A 17124-nucleotide genomic window follows, 5' to 3' on the forward strand; every position below is an offset into this window, starting at 1 on the left:
TATGCCGCATGTCATTCTTAGAGCGCTCTCATTCTTCTTGTCCAAAACGCGGTTCAATCGCAAACCTGGGGACGACGCTAAAGCGTCTCACAGGAAAAATGCTGACAAGCGTGTTGCTCAGCGCTTCTTTCCTGGCGAGTTCAGCGGCAAATGCAACGCCTGTTCTTGTTGTTGATGTTGCAAGTCGCGGCGTGCTTTATCAGGAAGATGCAGGCGTGCCATGGTATCCTGCTTCCACAACCAAGTTGATGACGGCCCTGCTGACTTTCGAAGCTCTTCGTGCAAATGCAGTGACCCTGACGACGCCGGTCGTGATGACGCGCAATGCAACGAAGCAGGCATTTCTGGAATCGGGGCTGACCTTTGGGCGTACTATGACGCTTGAAGATGCGCTTTACGCGACAATCACAGCGTCCGCCAATGATGTGGCCGTTGCCCTTGCGGAAACCGTGGCTGCCAGCGAGCAAGCATTCGTTGCGCGCATGAATGAAAGGGCGGCTTCGCTTGGTATGACCGGCACGCATTTTGCCAGCCCAAACGGTCTGTTCAACCGACAGAATTATTCCACCGCTCGGGATCTTGCGATCCTTGGAATGGAAATAGACAGGCTGTTTCCGCAGTATCGCCATTTCTTTGAAGCAACGGCGGTCACCATCGATGGTAAGGAAATTAAGTCCAATAATTTGTTGCTGACCCGCTTCAGCGGCACGGTGGGCATGAAGACCGGTTTCCTGTGTGCCTCTGGCAGAAACTACGTCGGGCTTACCGAGCGTAACGGCAAACAGGTGATGGTGGTTGTTCTCGGTGCAACCACTGAACGCGAACGCAATGAGCGTTCAGCGCAGTATCTGACGCAGGCCTTTGACGGACGTCTTACTGCAAATGCAGGCCGTGTGGATGATATCCGTAACCGACCTGATGTCGCGCCTGAGGATATGCGTGTTCGCCTTTGCACAAACCAGAGCGTTGCATATGAGAACAGCCGTGAGGCTTTGTATCCGATGGGACTGCCGGGCCATGCCAGCTATCTAGAGACTGAAATGCCAGGTCGTCCGCACGCTATCCGGACGTGGGCGAGCGAAAATGTGCTGAATGTACCAGTGCCGACACCGCGTCCGGCCAATCTTTAATGATGACATGAAGCTCGGTCTGCCGCCGTGGCAGACCGATTGAAGCAGCTTAAGCCTGCTACGATAACTATTGGCTCTACCCTGCATTGCTGCGGTGCACGAATTTCAATTAACTTACCATTAACCATGCTCATTTAGCTTTGGCTTATAAAGCCGGGTTGTATCGGCGTATCACAGGCCATTTTTTTTGTTCTGCGTACTGGCAAGTTGCTCATTCTTCTCGTTTGAAGGTGGAACGTTGTATGCAGTCTCACTGGCTTCCCGCGCTTCTTTGCACTATTGCCGTTTGTGTCTTGGCGACCGGTTGCGCAAACGGTTCCCGTATCCAGAAACAACAGGTCAACACGGCAAGTACGGGAGATGCTGGTGCTCAGGCGCGCACATCGCAGGGTGATGATCTGCCAGGCGTCACTGGGCCGATAACCGGCTCAATCAAGCCGGCCAATTTTGAAAAGGCCGAACACAAGGGGCCTTTGTCGCTTGAAACGGCGGTACGAAAAGCCGTTGATTGGCACCCCGCAGTCACGGAGACGGTGGGCCGCCTGCGCCAACAAACAGAGTCCGTTAACGAAGCGCGTTCAGGCTATCTGCCTAATGTCAGCTGGGGTGTGGATTCGGCCTACAATACCAATCGATCGGATCGTTACAGCCCGGACCTTAACCTCAATGTCTCGCAAATGCTGTATGACTTTGGCAAGGTCGACAACAAGGTGAAGATTGCCACGGCCGGTATTTCTGGCCGCAAGTCGCAGGTTTTGATGGCAGTTGATGACCTCGCGCGAGAGACGTCATATGCGGTGATTGAAATTCAGCGCAATCGTGCTCTGCGCGTTGTGGCGCGTGACCAGATCAAGGATACCAAAGCAATTCTGGAATTGGTCAGTTCCCGGACAGACAAGGGTGCAAGCACCCGTTCCGACCTGCTTCAGGCGGAGGCACGCGTCCAGGCTGCTGAAGCCACATTACTGGAGATCGAGGGGGAACTGGCCCGCTGGCAAGCGGTGCTTTCGAATCTGAGCGGTATTGCCGGACGGATTGATGTCTCTGACGCGATGCCAGCCTGGCTGGCGAAAGCCTGTGGCTCGACAAATCTGGACTGGTCGCAGGTACCGGCAGTGATGCAGGCAGATGCGGACCGCAAGGCTGCCGCAGCGCAGGTTGATCTTGCCAGGGCCGAAGGGCTTCCAACCCTGTCGCTTGATGCAGGCATCGGTGTCGATCCCACGGATATTGGTTCTTACAAACCGGACTATAGCGTTGGCTTGCGGGTAACCGGCAGCCTCTACAATGGCGGCGCAACAAGTGCCCGGCGTAACATGGCAACGCAGGCGCTTGGTGCATCGCAGGCGGCAGAAGCACGCGCGCGGGTCGATATCTTGCGGAACCTCACGGAGGCCAGCAGCCAGATATCGAGCAAGGAAAGCCTGTATCGCTCTCTTTCCGTCCGCCAAACCACCATGCGGCAGACCCGCGATCTCTACCAGACGCAATATATTGAACTGGGCACGAGAAGCCTGCTGGATTTGCTCAATGCTGATCAGGAGTTGCATGCCGCGAGGTTTGACATCAGCAATATTAAATATGATCTGCATCGGTTGAATATTGACTGTACGTTCAGTGCGGGACAAATGCGCAAGGCTTTTGCGCTTGAAGGTCAAACCGTTCAAGGCGTGTCATTGTAGGTGGTTGCCAACACAATCATCTTGAGGCCTATAAATAATTGATTTTTGTCATTTTATCGAAAATATTCCAGCCTTTTCATGTTATGTGAGTAGGTTCCTGAACCTGTGCCGGTTCTTCTAATTGAGATTTTACCGCCCGCTGGCGTGGCACAAATCGGAACGGTACTGTCTACAAGCGGTACGAATGATCGCTAGAGAACAAAAATAAAGCAGATTTTTTACTGGAGACCACCTCCGTAACGGCACAGGTGGTTCTGAGCGCCGCACATTAATTCCCTGCTTTTTGTTCTGGGAAATTGCCGTTCGTTTTCGAAGAATTAACTAAAGTAGACTTTACTAATACTATTGCTGGTTGTTTTTCTTGCAACGCCCAGCTTCTATGCAATTATGAGAATGGGAGAGGCCCTTCAGAGGTAAATTTCCTTAAGGCCAAAAATCAGAGCTGATGGTTCAGCTCTACATCTCGCGGCGGTTCGCCGTTCGCAAAAATCCGGTTTCTTGAAAGTTGCTTGGTGTTCCGAGTGGCAGTGAATTTCTGTCACCGCTTGTTGCCGCGTTGCAGGAGAACAATTTCATGGTTGCGATAGTCACAGATAAGTCAGAGGGAAGTTCTCGATCGGTGTCACTCAATGACCTGAATGTAGATAGACCCAGTATCGTACAGATTAATGCGTCGCCCAATGACGTTGCCAATTTCGTTCGTGATGGCGACGATCTGCTGATGCGCATGCGATCAGGTGAGACGATCCGGATAGGCAACTTCTATCATGAGGTTGACGGCGAACACAGCCAGCTGGTGCTGGAAGACGAAAACGGAAATCTCTGGCTTGGCGAACATGGCGATGGCTTGGCGGATTTCCAGTTCTCGCAAATTGAAGGTGTAGACCAGCTGGTCGGTGCCACAACAGGCGATGGTTCTATTCTTGGTCTGGCGGCACTCGGCCTGCTGGCCGGCGGAGCGGCTCTCGCTCTTGGTGGCGGATCCTCTGGAGACGACAGTGATGCCGATGCTGATGCCGATGCTGATGCCGATGCTGATGCCGATGCTGATGCCGATGCTGATGCCGATGCTGATGCTGATGCTGATGCTGATGCCGATGCTGATGCCGATGCTGATGCCGATGCTGATGCCGATGCCGACGCCGACGCCGACGCCGATGCCGATGCCGATGCTGACGCTGATGCCGACGCTGATGCCGATGCTGACGCTGATGCCGATGCCGACGCTGACGCAGATCTCGAGCCTACCAATGACGTGGCATCAGCCAGCGTGACAATTCTGCCAACAGTGACGGAAGATGTGCCACTGGGTAACGCGAGTTATGTTGCTATCGTCAACCTGCTTAATATCGACCTGCAGGTCATAGCTGATGCAATCGAATTTGAGGTCGATACTGGTCACACGCAGGATTTGCAATTTGACTTCAGCGGAATCCTCAATGTCGGCGTGCTCGGAAACTACAATCTCGTTCTGCAAAAATGGGATGCGGTAACTGAGCAGTGGACTGGCATTGATGGCCAAGGTGAATCGACACCCTTGTCCCTGTCTCTTCTGGGAGGGACCAGCGGAACCGTTACTGGGCTTGAACCCGGCGAATACCGCGCCTTTATGGGGTATAATGATGGCACTTTGCTCGGCGTTGGTGTCGGCGGTACTTTGACGCTGAATGCAACTGATTATGACTTCACCGAAATTGCCGGATATGAAGCTGTTCCGGCAACTGGCAATGTCCTTATCAACGACGATGTGCCGGTTGGCACGACGGTGCAAAGTGTTGATGGTACAACGATTGATCCGGGCGGAACGACGATCCAGGGTGACTTTGGTCAATTGACCATTCTGCCGAACGGCACGTTCACCTATACCCCAACTGCTAGCGGTGCGGGGATAGGTAAAGTCGACACGTTCGAGTACACGCTGGTCGATGCTGATGGAAAAACAGGCACTGCGACACTGAATGTCCAGATTGGCAGCGACAGTGTAACCCTCGCCTGGGATGGAGCCGATCCGAGCCAGGCAGCAACGTTTGAATTCTCCGCCACTGGCGACGATGCAAGTGCATCTGTTGTCTGGGAAAATGTCACAAACGATGCATTCTTCGATGATAGTGAAGACGTGCTAATCAGCCTTCTCCAGCCAACAACAACATATAACAGTCAAGCATTTGTCGTCACCGACAGCATGGATGTTTCCGGCACCATTGTTCTTTCGGTAATCGCTGCGGCACTATCCAACGGCGAAATTGCTCTCCAAAGGGAGGTAAGCCCAGGAAACTGGCAGAATGTGCAGAGCGCACCCTTCAGCATCCTTGTTGGATTGCTTGGACCTATTGCCACAATCGATCTTTCGACAGTCGATTTTACTGCTGGAAACTATCGAGTTCATGCAACGTTGTCAGGGGTTGGTGTCGGTGTTCAGACCTCCCTTACGACAAATGTCGATGTCACCTATACCGATCAGTTCGAAATCGGGAGTGCGACTGGCGATACGGGTAACCTGCTGACCAATGACGATTTGGGCTCGGCCTTCACGTCATTCCAGATCTTTGACGGAACGAGTTATGTCAAAGTGACCGGCGCTATGAACATAGTAGGAGATTACGGCACGCTTACCGTAAACTCTGACGGGAGTTATAGTTATGTGCCGGACCCGACCCTGACGCACTTCACCGATGTTCAGACGGATACGTTTGAATATCAGTTGGTGCATCCTACAGGTTCTGTGGAGCAGTCCTCTCTGGTTGTCACCGTCGAGCCATCTGGCGCTGGTGTTCCAGTCCAGACAATGATGATGTTTGTTGCAGACGATATTGGCGGGCTCGACCAAATCGATGCAACCCATGACGACAGTTCTTCCTCACATGCCCACACGGACAGTCACGACGATCTATCACAGCTTATCGATGATAGTGGCGATGACCTGACTATTCCTCTTGAGGGACTGGATTCGCTGCCTGCGGATGATTCGGATGCTGACCTGACCACCGTCGAAGAGCGTGTGGACATGATCGATACTCCGGATCCGGTAGATTTGCCCGTTGATCCCCTCGGGCATCTCGCCACCGAAGACGACTGGAACTCTCATAACTCGCACGTAGTCTGAAAGAACTGAAGCGGCAGGTTGGCACCAACAGTCCACCTGCCGCGCAAGAGGAGCATTGATGTCTCTTTCCGATGGACAAACGGCCCCCCCCCCGGACACCAACGCGCCCGGCCTCGATATCGCGGGCTGGAATGAAGCTTTCCAATATGTGGCACGCCATTATGGCGTGCCTTTTTCCCCCGGTGCGGCCAAACAACTTGTCAAGACGCTGCATAATAACGGGACAGAAGAATGCCTGACCCGGATGGCAGGCAAAATGGGGCTGCGCATCAAACGGGCAGCACCGACCTCCAACCTGCTAACAAGCTGGCGACTGCCGACGATCCTGCAATTTGCGGATGGTGCAGTCGGTGTTGTCACGGCACTTTCTGCCAGCCAGGAGGTTTCCGTTGTCTTTAGCGGCGATGGTGGTTGCGCCACGACCCTGCCTCTCGACATCGTTCTGTCGCATAGTGATTTTGCCGTTGTGGCACGCCCGCAACGCGGCACAGTGGATGAACGGGTCGATAGTTACATTGCCCCACATCGCGAACACTGGTTCCGCACCATTGCCTTCAAGGACTTAGGCGCCTACAGCCATGTCATGCTGGCGTCTCTGGTTGCCAATGTCTTGGCATTGGGAGGCGTGATGTTTTCCATGCAGGTTTATGACCGGGTGGTGCCATCAAAGTCATTCAACACGCTTTATGTGCTGTTTATCGGCGTGCTTCTTGCCGCCCTGTTTGATTTCATAATGCGGCGGCTGCGCACCCGCATTATCGATATTGTCGGCAAACGGACTGACATGCGCATATCGGATCTTGTTTTCGGTCATGCTCTTCGTGTGAAGAACCAGGCTCGTCCGACATCGACAGGCACATTCATCGCCCAGTTGCGTGATCTGGAACAGGTGCGTGAACTTCTGACCTCGACGACGGTGGCCGCGGTCGCTGACCTGCCGTTCTTTTTGCTGTTCCTGTTCATTTTCTGGATGATCGGCGGACCACTGGTATTCATTCCGATAACAGCCCTGGTTCTCCTGTTGCTGCCGGGCCTTCTTGTCCAGGGCAAACTGCGGGCGGCAGCCAATGAAGCCATGCGTGAATCCTCGTTGCGCAATGCCATGCTGGTCGAGGCGGTGCAGGGCATCGAAGATATCAAAACCCTGCAGGCCGAAGATCATTTCCAGCAGCGCTGGAACCATTACAATGCAGTTTCGGCTGAAGGTCAGCTTCGTTTGCGTTCCATCACCAACGGTCTCGCCGCGTGGAGCCATTCTATCCAGACAGGAACATTTGCCGCCGTGGTTTTTGTCGGTGCACCGATCGTAATGGAGGGTGACATGACGACCGGCTCTTTGGTTGCCTGCTCCATTCTCGGCTCACGCATGATGGCGCCAATGGCGCAACTAACTCAAATCCTTGGCAGATTTCAGCAGGCACGGGTCGGCCTCAAAAGCATCGACGCCATCCTGCAAATGCCCTCTGACCATCCGGCGACCGAAACACGCGTCAGCGCGCCAAATCTGCGCGGGGCTTACCGGATCAAGGGTGCTATTTTCCATTATGGTGCTGGAGCCGGAAAGCCGGCGCTTGTCATTGGTGACCTTGCCATTGCCGCTGGCGAGAAAGTCGCGGTGCTGGGCAAAAACGGTGCAGGAAAATCCACACTTCTGATGGCGATGTCCGCCATGATCGAACCAGCTGCCGGAGAAATCTTGCTGGACGATCTGGCACTGTCGCAAATCGATCCATCCGATGTCCGCCGCCATGTCGGCCTTCTGACGCAGGATACCAGGTTATTTCACGGTACTATCCGTGAAAATGTGACTTTGGGTGCCCTGCATGCACCTGAAACTGCTTTGCTTGAGGTGTTGGCAATGACAGGTGCCGACGACTTCGTACGGAAGCTGCCGCGCGGGCTTGATCATCCCATCCTTGAAGGTGGCCGGGGTCTTTCCGGTGGTCAAAAGCAGGCTTTGCTGCTGGCGCGCCTGGTCATTCGCGATCCCGCTGTCGTGCTCCTTGATGAACCAACGGCTGCAATGGATGAGGCGACGGAACGTCAGTTCATCGCACGCTTCCAGACCTGGAGTGCAGGACGGACAGTGGTCGTTGCTACCCACCGAATGCGTGTCCTTGATCTGGTCCAGCGCATTGTGGTGGTTGAGGGCGGTCAGGTTGCACTCGATGGCAGCAAGGAAGAGGTTCTCAACACTTTGCGCGGCGTGACCAAGGTGGTTCCCCCGAAGGACAATCGCGCCAAGACTACCGGTAGCGTTGGTAGCAACGCAGTCGCAGGTTTTCCACTCAAGACCGTCAAGGAGGCATGAATGGCGACAATCGGCGATCGTGATTTTTCCGGTCAGGGTGGATGGGCTTTCGGTGACGATGACGGACGAAAACTGAGCCGTTCGACCCGGGTGGTACAGATTTTTGTTCTCCTGCTGATCGCCATGTTGGTCTGGGCCTATTTCGCAACACTGGACGAGGTTTCCAGCGGTGACGGCCGCGTGGTTCCTACCAGCCGCGAGCAGGTCATCCAGTCGCTGGAGGGCGGCATTCTCGCAAAGCTGCTTGTGCGGGAGGACCAGGTGGTTGAACCTGGGCAGATTCTTGCCCAGCTCGACCCCACCAGAAGTGAATCGGATGTTGAAGAAACCGCCGCAAAATATCGTGCCGCACTGGCAGCTTCCGCGCGGCTTGATGCCGAAGTCAACGGCACGGCACTTGCATTTTCACCGGCATTGGACGCTTATCCTTCACTGATCGCCGCCGAGACCGAACTTTACAATGCGCGTAGCCAGTCGCTTGAACAGTCCCTGCATTGGGTGGAAGAATCGCTTGAACTGGTGCGCAGTGAGCTGAAGCTTAACGAGGAGCTGCGGGTCGTGGGGGCGGCAAGCAACGTGGAAGTTATCCGTCTGCGCAGGCAGATCGTTGAACTGGAGCTCAAGAAGGTCGAAGTCAGATCAGAATATCTTGTGCGCGCACGGGAGGAACTGGCCAAGATGAATGGCGAGGTGAATTCGCTCTCACCTGTCGTGACCGGTCGGACCGACAGTCTTTCCCGCCTGACCCGTCGTTCTCCAGTACGGGGTATCGTAAAGAATATCGAGGTGTCGACGATTGGTGGTGTGATACCGCCTAACGGCAAGCTGATGGATATCATTCCGCTGGGGGACGAGCTTCTTGTCGAAGCCCGTATTTCGCCACGTGACATTGCCTACATCCACCCCGGTCAGCGCGCGAGCGTTAAGGTCAGCGCGTATGATTACGCGATTTACGGCAGTCTCGACGGGCAGGTAACCACCATTTCGCCCGACACGATCCAAGACGAGGTTGATCGCACGATTTATTATTACCGCGTCTTCATCAAGACCGAAAAAGATGCGCTTGTGAATGCCGACGGCCGGGAACTTCCGATCGTGCCGGGTATGGTCGCAACTGTCGACATTCATACCGGGGCAAAGACCGTGCTGGAATATCTTATCAAACCTTTCAACAAGGCTCGGGAGGCGCTGCGTGAACGTTGATATAGAGGCGGTATTGCCGATAACGCCGCAGGATATGACAGAGCGGCTTTCCAGCGTCAGGTCGTATTTGCGCGGCCGAATTCACCCGCTGAAAAGACCGTTCCCGGCTGTAACTCTGTTTTTTTCCGTTTCGGATGGTGACAAAAAGGCGCGCGTGATCAATGCCTCCGGGCCATCGCTGGAATCGGCATGGCAAAAAGGCATTGAGCAGCTTTTAAACGTCATGAAGGCGAACGGCATCAAGGGGCGCTGGCTTCGTGTGGACTGGGTTGATGTTGCGGAGGCAACAACCTGGTCACGATTGAAAGCGTTGCTTGATCAGGTCAAGCGTAACTATTTTCGCTTTGGCATCGCACTTGATACGGATTTGCGATTTACGTTCACGGAACAGGAATTGAACGCGAACGCGATGCTTTATGGTGGCAACACCATTGACCATGCTGTACTCAATGAGAAAAATTTCAGTCTCTATGCCCGTACACGGTATCACGTACTCCCCGAACTGCGTTTTGCGGATGACCAGTCTGTCTATCTTTTCCAGACGAAGGGTGTCTTCTGCGATGAGGCTGGCAGGCTGCACCAGCTGGATGGAACCGGCCTTGAGGCAGGACGACGTAAAATTGAAAAGATTGACGGCGGCATAGCACTGTCGCTGATCCGCGATTCATCGACCTATCTAGCCGGACAGGTCAAGCCAGATGGTTCCTTTGTTTATGGATATCACGCCTGCTTTGATCGGCGGATTGACGCTTACAATGCGCTGCGCCACGCCAGCACGACCTATGCGATGATAGAGGCTTGGGAAGTGACGCGTGACCCAAAGCTCAAGGATGCGATCGACCGTGCCCTGACATATCTGGCTCAGATGTTGATAAAACCTGCTGTCCTTCCCGATGGGGCTGACGCTGCCTTTCTCGTTGAGGCCGACGGCGAGATCAAGCTGGGCGGCAACGCCGTCGCGATACTGGCATTTGTGAAATACATGACAGTCATGGGCAATCATGACTGGCTGGAATTGGCGGAGGGGCTGGCGCTTGGCATCCGCCACATGCAGAACGCCAAGACCGGTGCATTTGTCCATGTGTTGAATTTCCCGGATTTGAGCATCAAGCAGCGGTATCGCACCATTTATTATGACGGTGAGGCGGCTTTCGGATTGATGCGTCTTTATGCTTTGACCGGAGACACGGTGTGGCTGGCGACGGTGGAGAAGGCTTTTGAACACTTCATAGCCAAGGAGCACTGGAAACATCACGATCATTGGCTTGGTTACTGCGTCAATGAATTGACCCGTTATAAGCCGGAGGAGCGGTATTTTCGTTTCGCCATCCGCAACATTGCCGGTTATCTCGGCTTTGTTGAAAACCGCATCACCACCTTTCCGACACTGCTGGAATTGATGATGGCGGCGCGACAGACCTTGTCACGGATCGCGGCGGAGCCACAGTTGCAGCGGTTGCTTGGCGATATCGATTTGGTGCATTTCGAGCGGGCGCTCGAAAAACGGGCGCAGCACCTGCTCAATGGGCATTTCTGGCCAGAAATGGCGATGTATTACGGCAATCCCGACCGCATTTCGGGCTCGTTCTTCATCCGTCATCACGCTTTCCGGGTGCGGATTGATGATGTGGAGCATTACCTCTCTGGCTTTGTCGCCTATCGCAGCTACCTGCGGGAACGGGCAGCTTTTCGTGAACTGGTTCGCCAATCTGCAGCAGCCAAACGTCGCTCTTTACCCATTCTGGAAGCGTCCAAGGTCCCGCTTCCCGATGGGCAGTGGACAGCTGCTCATGTCGAGGCCGCAACCGGTGGCCGTTGGCTTCGTCAACCGCCTGAGGGCTGGACGGCCAATGGACTTTGTATCTTCGCGCCAGCGATGCAGCCGGGTGCACTTGTTCTGGTACGCAGCGCAGATGGGGAGACGGGCGTCGCCGTTTCCAATCTTCATGGCCTACCGTCCCCGGCGGGCCTTATTACGACGGATGCTACACTGACGCAGATTTATCCGGGTCCGGTCCTGCATGTGGAGGATGGTACGCGTGCCATCCTTGATATGGGCGATTATGCGCGCCGTCAGATGACAGGCAATGTGCTTGGTGTAACCGGCAGTGCTGGCAAGACAACTGTCGTTGCCATGCTTGCACATGCACTCTCGGCCTGGGGCAATGTTGGCAAAAGTCATCACAATGCCAATCTGCCTGCCGGTGTTGGCTGGAATCTGGCCTCCATGGCCTGGAACACGCCACATGTGGTTCTGGAACTGGCGGTTGGCAAAATGGCGGTAAGCGCCCGCATGGCGCGGCCGCGGGTCGCCATTTTCACCAACGTTCTGCCGGCTCATTTGGGTCGGAATAGCACGGTCGCCGATATTGCCAGAACAAAAAGCGGGATTTTTCTTGGCATGTATCCCGGCGACGTCGCCGTGCTCAACCGGGATATGCTGGAATGGGATACGGTGCATGATGCTGCGCGCAAACGCGGGCTCGATATCATGACCTACGGGACCACTGACGACTGCGCATTTCAACTGATCCGCTATAACGCCGCCGATGGTCTGACCCATGCCCGTATTGAGGGGCGTGAGATCAGCTACCGTGTCGGTGCGGTTGGCCAGCATATGGCCTTAAACAGTCTCGCCGTGCTGGCCGCAGTGGCGTCGCTCGGCCATCCGCTGCAACCGGCCATCGCGCAGCTTGAAAGCTTTGCGGCACTGCCTGGTCGTGGCGAAGAGATTTGCCTGTCACTCGACGGTCGCCGTCTGACGGTGATTGACGATGCCTATAATGCCAATCCCGGCTCGATGCGCGCGGCGCTGGATCGTTTGAACGATCACGGTGATGGCCGCCGCCGGGTTGCCGTGTTGGGCGAAATGGCAGAGCTGGGTCCCGGTGCTGCAAGCTATCATACCGAACTTGCGGTATCGCTGCGGGAGAGCTCGATCAATCAGGTCTATGTTGCCGGTGATCTCTACAGTGAGTTCTGGGACGAACTGTCCCCGGAACTGAAAGGCGCCTATGTGCACTCGCGGCAGGTTCTCAAGGACATTTTGCGGGAAAAATTGCAAGACGGAGACGTCGTGCTGGTCAAGGGCTCACATAGTGCGGGCATGCATGAGCTGGTTGCCTGGCTGAAGAAAAGCGCTGACGGCAGCGCCGCTGCCTGACTTCGCAGGTCGTGGAAATTGACCGCTACTTGAACTGTTCCAGATCCATCTCGTTTACGGCGCGGCGAATATCGACCTGCGATTGCCCCTGAGCCAGCAGCGCGGCTGCAAGACGGCCGTGCTGGGCGAGTAGATGGCGCTGACGATCCGTGGCCTGAGCGTAGATATGGTGCGGCTCGAAACCAGCTGCGCGCAAACGTCTGACGTAATAAAGCTGGCTAAAAAACGGCACGACCCGGTCTTCCGGGTCCGATATGATATAAATATCCGGCCGTGGTTCTGTCGTGATTTTGTCGATTTCCTCAATGGGATCGTAAAAGCCGGATGCATCATAGAGAAGCTTCCCGGGCAGTTTGCGGCGTCGTTCCCAGAAATCAGAAACCTGTTTCACTGACACCAGACCCGATGTGATAACGACAGACGAAACATCATCCCGTTTGTTGAGAAGGCCTGCCACGATCTGCCCTCCGGCGGAATGACCGTTTAAAATGAAGGATGATACCCGGTGCCGTTGTTTGATCAGGTCCAGCGCACGTCCCATCAGGGCAATTTCACGTGGTTGACGACGATTGTTGTGATCACCAGACGAGCCGTATATGCCAGGTCTCGCCATAAAGATCACCGGATACCCGGCTTTTTGTGCCCATTCTGCCATGTCGGCAGCAATGGTGGCCGGTGATTGCCGCATATAGGATTCGGTTATGAACCGAACCCCTTTGGCACTGCGCAACATCACGTCTCCGCCGAAATAAACCAGCACCTTCTGGTTCTCGCCATCCGCCAGCGCATGCGGATAATAACGAATGCAATCCCCTTGGCCATCGACCTCAACCCAAAGACCGTAGGGAATATCGCTGCAAGCTATTTCGGTGGTGAAGGAGCCGTTGAGCGCCTCGGTCGGGTCAAAGCTTTGCTGGTCGTTAAAAGAGGTCAGCTGGCGCGGTTTGGGTAATTCAAACGGTCCCAGACGTGGTGCATCCGCCAGCGCAGAATGCGATGCCCCGGGAATAGCCAGTGCCAGCAGAGCCCAGCGAATGATCCACCAGGCGAGTCTTGGTTGTTGGGTGTTCAATGACGTACTCCGCTCATGACTTCATTCGCTATGCTGATGACAATCGAGTGAGTTCCTTCGCCATCACACCAGATACCGCCCGTCTCTTGCAAGCCTGTTTGTGCATGAAGCTTAACGTGGTGGTAACGGCGCCGTTAGCATCGCGGTCACGGTTAGACAGGAGCTGTCAAAATCCTTTCACAGCTGCGGGTGTGGTGTTTCTGCCGCGTCCATGCCATAGGGGTGCGCACAATTCAGAAGGCCATTCCGTTTCATGATCCGCATCGAAAATATCAGCAAGTCCGCCAGCCATCGTATCCTCTATATCGAAGCGTCTGCTGCGCTCAATCGCGGCGAGAAGATTGGTCTTGTTGGCCCGAACGGAGCAGGCAAAACGACGCTGTTTCGTATGATCACCGGTGAGGAACAGCCGGATGAAGGTCAGGTTGCTGTCGAAAAAGGCATGACAGTCGGTTACTTCGATCAGGATGTCGGTGAAATGGCAGGCCGGTCCGTGGTTGCCGAAGTTATGGAGGGTGCTGGCCCGGTCAGCGTCATTGCAGCCGAACTGCGCGAACTTGAAGCGGCGATGTCCGATCCTGATCGCATGGATGAGATGGATGCGATTATCGAGCGCTACGGTGAAGTTCAGGCACGTTACGAAGAGCTGGACGGATATGCCCTGGAAGGCCGCGCCCGTGAAGTTTTGGCGGGCCTCAGCTTTTCGCAGGAAATGATGGATGGCGACGTCGGCAAATTGTCCGGTGGCTGGAAGATGCGCGTGGCACTGGCCCGTATTCTCCTGATGCGCCCTGATGTCATGCTGCTGGACGAACCTTCGAACCATCTTGATATCGAAAGCCTGATCTGGCTGGAATCCTTCTTGAAGACCTATGAGGGTGCGCTTTTGATGACCTCGCACGACCGCGAGTTCATGAACCGTATCGTCAACAAGATCATCGAAATCGATGCGGGTTCGCTGAATACCTATTCTGGCGACTACACGTTTTATGAAGGCCAGCGCGAGCAGAACGAAAAACAGCAGCAGGCCCAGTTTGAGCGCCAGCAGGCGATGCTCGCCAAGGAAATCAAGTTTATCGAACGCTTCAAGGCGCGTGCGTCACATGCTTCGCAGGTACAAAGCCGCGTGAAGAAGCTGGACAAGATCGACCGCGTGGAACCACCACGTCGCCGCCAATCGGTGGCGTTTGACTTCCTTCCCGCGCCCCGCTCGGGCGATGATGTTGTGAACCTCAAGGGGGTTCACAAGGCCTATGGCAGCCGTACTATCTACGAAGGGTTGGACTTCATGATCCGCCGCAAGGAGCGGTGGTGCATCATGGGCGTCAATGGTGCGGGTAAATCCACGCTGTTGAAGCTGGTGACCGGATCGACCGAGCCGGATCAGGGCGCGGTGAATTTGGGGGCTAGCGTCAAACTTGGTTATTTCGCGCAGCACTCTATGGATTTGCTGGAGGGTGAACTGACCATTCTGCAATGGTTGGAACAGAAGTTTCCAAAGGCCGGACAGGCTCCACTGCGGGCACTTTGCGGCTGTTTCGGCTTCTCTGGTGATGATGTGGAAAAACGCTGCCGCATTCTTTCGGGCGGTGAAAAAGCTCGCCTTGTCATGGCGGCCATGCTGTTTGATCCTCCAAACTTCCTGGTTCTCGACGAACCGACCAACCACCTTGATCTTGATACCAAGGAAATGCTGATCAAGGCACTGGCTGCCTATGAAGGCACCATGCTGTTTGTTTCGCACGATCGCCGTTTTCTTGCTGCCCTGTCGAACCGGGTGTTGGAACTCACCGCCGATGGTATTCATCAATACGGCGGCGGCTATACGGAATATGTCGAACGTACCGGCCATGAGGCACCGGGCCTGAGCAGCTGATTATTCAGCACGGATGCTCTTGGAACGTCGCTGTCACAACCGCTGTTCTCCTGCAATGCTCGCCGTTGCCTCTACCAAGGAGCAGCAAGGCACTCGCTTTTGAAGCCAACTCGTTGAGTGCAATTTAGGTGTGCATGCTCAAACTTTGATGACGTCGTTTCTCGTTGTCATCAGGCATGTTTCCCTCCCGCTGCCATGCGAGGCGTAGCGGGAGGGGATTGCAGATGGAGTGATCAGGCGCGGCGGCTTGTCATTCCAAGCAGGTGGTAGAGTGCAATTGCACCGATCGTTGCAGTCCCGATACCATCAAGCGTGAAGCCTGCGACCTGTAGCTTGAAATTGCCTGCGCCGAGAACCAGTGCGACACCAACAGTGATCAGGTTGCGTGGTTCGGAAAAATCGACCTTGTTTTCTACCCAGATACGGCCCGCAGTCGCGGCAATCAGGCCGAAAACAACAATCGAGAGACCACCGATCACAGGACCTGGAATGGTCTGGATCAGCGCGCCGAATTTCGGGGAAAAGCCAAGAATGATGGCGACTGCCGCAGCAACCAGGAAAACAAGCGTCGAAAAGATCCGGGTTACCGCCATGACGCCCATGTTCTCAGCATAGGTGGTCATGCCGGTGCCGCCAAAGGCGCCGGAAAACATCGTTGCAATACCGTCACCGATAAAGGCGCGACCAAGGTAGGGGTCAAGATCGCGATCGGTCATTGCTCCGATTGCCTTGATATGTCCGAGGTTTTCCGCAACCAGAATGATCACGACAGGGGCAATCAGTGTGATTGCCGAGGCCGAGAAGGTTGGTGCGGTAAAATGAGGCCAGCCGAACCATGCGGCAGCCGCAACGCCGGAAAAATCAACCGGTGCGCCAAAGCCGAGCCCGTTGGTGACCACCATATAGGCGATATAGGCCACCGCACCACCGATCAGGATTGGCAGGCGGCGCGCCATGCCCGGCGCATAAACCGCGACGACGCCGACGGCAACAAAGGTTGTAATGGCAATCCAGCGGGAAAGCTGGTCACCATCGGGGCTTGCGGGTCCGGAACCAGAGGCGTTTGATACGGCAATCGGCGCAAGAACCAGTCCGATGGCAGCCACAATTGCACCCGTCAGAACTGGCGGCATCAGCCGCTCGATCCAGCGATGGCCAACAAACATTACCAGCAGGCCGATCAGGGTATAAAGCGCGCCTGCGGCAATGATGCCGCCAAGGGCCAGCGAGATGTCCGGGTTAACCGCTCCGGCGGCTGCGCCAGTTGCAACCAGCACCGGGCCGATGAATGCGAAGGACGAACCGAGATAGCTCGGCACCCGCCCACCTACGGCAATGAAGAAAATCAGCGTTGAAATACCAGAAAACAGGATCGATACGTTTGGATCGAACCCCATGAGAATAGGTGCCAGGACGGTGGAACCGAACATGGCCACAACATGCTGAAAACCAAGCACAACTGTTTGCCCGGTCGGCAGCCTCTCATCGGGCAGAATGCGCCCTTCCGTCTTCAGTCGCCAACGTGGAAAATACCCGCCAGTCTCGCTCATTGCTCGCCCCGCTCTGTTTGATGCGCGCCGTGCA

At 55.1% G+C, this 17124-nt stretch carries 9 protein-coding genes; 7 read left to right on the forward strand and 2 right to left on the reverse strand.

Annotated elements, in window-relative coordinates:
• The first annotated feature begins 98 nt into the window (after positions 1 to 98).
• The 6 genes from ACZ5FM_RS18395 (at position 99) to ACZ5FM_RS18420 (ending at position 12592) form a co-directional block, all read left to right on the forward strand.
• Positions 99 to 1130 (forward strand): D-alanyl-D-alanine carboxypeptidase family protein, encoded by a 1032-nt coding sequence (locus ACZ5FM_RS18395; protein WP_464040858.1) that lies wholly within the window; start codon positions 99 to 101, stop codon positions 1128 to 1130.
• A 242-nt stretch (positions 1131 to 1372) separates the two neighbouring features.
• Positions 1373 to 2812 (forward strand): TolC family outer membrane protein, encoded by a 1440-nt coding sequence (locus tag ACZ5FM_RS18400; protein WP_464040859.1) that lies wholly within the window; start codon positions 1373 to 1375, stop codon positions 2810 to 2812.
• 574 nt (positions 2813 to 3386) lie between these two features.
• Positions 3387 to 5915, forward strand: a complete 2529-nt coding sequence (locus tag ACZ5FM_RS18405) for a BapA/Bap/LapF family large adhesin (RefSeq protein ID WP_464040860.1) — start codon at positions 3387 to 3389, stop codon at positions 5913 to 5915.
• A 58-nt stretch (positions 5916 to 5973) separates the two neighbouring features.
• The gene (locus ACZ5FM_RS18410) at positions 5974 to 8226 is read left to right on the forward strand and encodes a type I secretion system permease/ATPase (protein WP_464040861.1); all 2253 of its coding nucleotides are present in this window, start codon (positions 5974 to 5976) and stop codon (positions 8224 to 8226) included.
• A complete protein-coding gene (locus ACZ5FM_RS18415; RefSeq protein ID WP_275643338.1) occupies positions 8227 to 9429 on the forward strand; it encodes an HlyD family efflux transporter periplasmic adaptor subunit in 1203 nt (400 codons plus the stop codon).
• Positions 9419 to 12592, forward strand: coding sequence for a UDP-N-acetylmuramoyl-tripeptide--D-alanyl-D-alanine ligase (locus tag ACZ5FM_RS18420; protein WP_464040862.1), 3174 nt, complete (start codon positions 9419 to 9421; stop codon positions 12590 to 12592). The genes ACZ5FM_RS18415 and ACZ5FM_RS18420 overlap by 11 nt, the downstream gene beginning before the upstream one ends.
• Positions 12593 to 12617: 25 nt before the next feature.
• On the opposite strand, the gene ACZ5FM_RS18425 is transcribed toward ACZ5FM_RS18420, so the two are convergent.
• Positions 12618 to 13664, reverse strand: coding sequence for an alpha/beta hydrolase family protein (locus ACZ5FM_RS18425; protein WP_464040863.1), 1047 nt, complete (start codon positions 13662 to 13664; stop codon positions 12618 to 12620).
• Positions 13665 to 13917: 253 nt separating this feature from the next.
• Here ACZ5FM_RS18425 and ACZ5FM_RS18430 point away from each other — a divergent pair, with 253 nt between their 5' ends.
• Positions 13918 to 15540: an ABC-F family ATP-binding cassette domain-containing protein gene (locus ACZ5FM_RS18430; RefSeq protein WP_275643335.1), complete on the forward strand. Its 1623-nt coding sequence runs from the start codon at positions 13918 to 13920 to the stop codon at positions 15538 to 15540.
• 233 nt (positions 15541 to 15773) lie between these two features.
• Here ACZ5FM_RS18430 and ACZ5FM_RS18435 read toward each other — a convergent pair whose 3' ends face one another.
• Positions 15774 to 17090, reverse strand: a complete 1317-nt coding sequence (locus ACZ5FM_RS18435; RefSeq protein WP_464040864.1) for a solute carrier family 23 protein — start codon at positions 17088 to 17090, stop codon at positions 15774 to 15776.
• Positions 17091 to 17124 lie beyond the last annotated feature (34 nt).

It is taken from the genome of Agrobacterium sp. 5Ca50, assembly GCF_055381905.1.

What these genes read in the sequence shown, in the direction of transcription:
- ACZ5FM_RS18405 (WP_464040860.1), top strand. Translation starts at nt 3,387, where the DNA reads ATGGTTGCGATAGTCACAGATAAGTCAGAGGGAAGTTCTCGATCGGTG.
- ACZ5FM_RS18415 (WP_275643338.1), top strand. Translation starts at nt 8,227, where the DNA reads ATGGCGACAATCGGCGATCGTGATTTTTCCGGTCAGGGTGGATGGGCT.
- ACZ5FM_RS18435 (WP_464040864.1), bottom strand. Translation starts at nt 17,090, where the DNA reads ATGAGCGAGACTGGCGGGTATTTTCCACGTTGGCGACTGAAGACGGAA.
- ACZ5FM_RS18410 (WP_464040861.1), top strand. Translation starts at nt 5,974, where the DNA reads ATGTCTCTTTCCGATGGACAAACGGCCCCCCCCCCGGACACCAACGCG.
- ACZ5FM_RS18395 (WP_464040858.1), top strand. Translation starts at nt 99, where the DNA reads ATGCTGACAAGCGTGTTGCTCAGCGCTTCTTTCCTGGCGAGTTCAGCG.
- ACZ5FM_RS18430 (WP_275643335.1), top strand. Translation starts at nt 13,918, where the DNA reads ATGATCCGCATCGAAAATATCAGCAAGTCCGCCAGCCATCGTATCCTC.
- ACZ5FM_RS18400 (WP_464040859.1), top strand. Translation starts at nt 1,373, where the DNA reads ATGCAGTCTCACTGGCTTCCCGCGCTTCTTTGCACTATTGCCGTTTGT.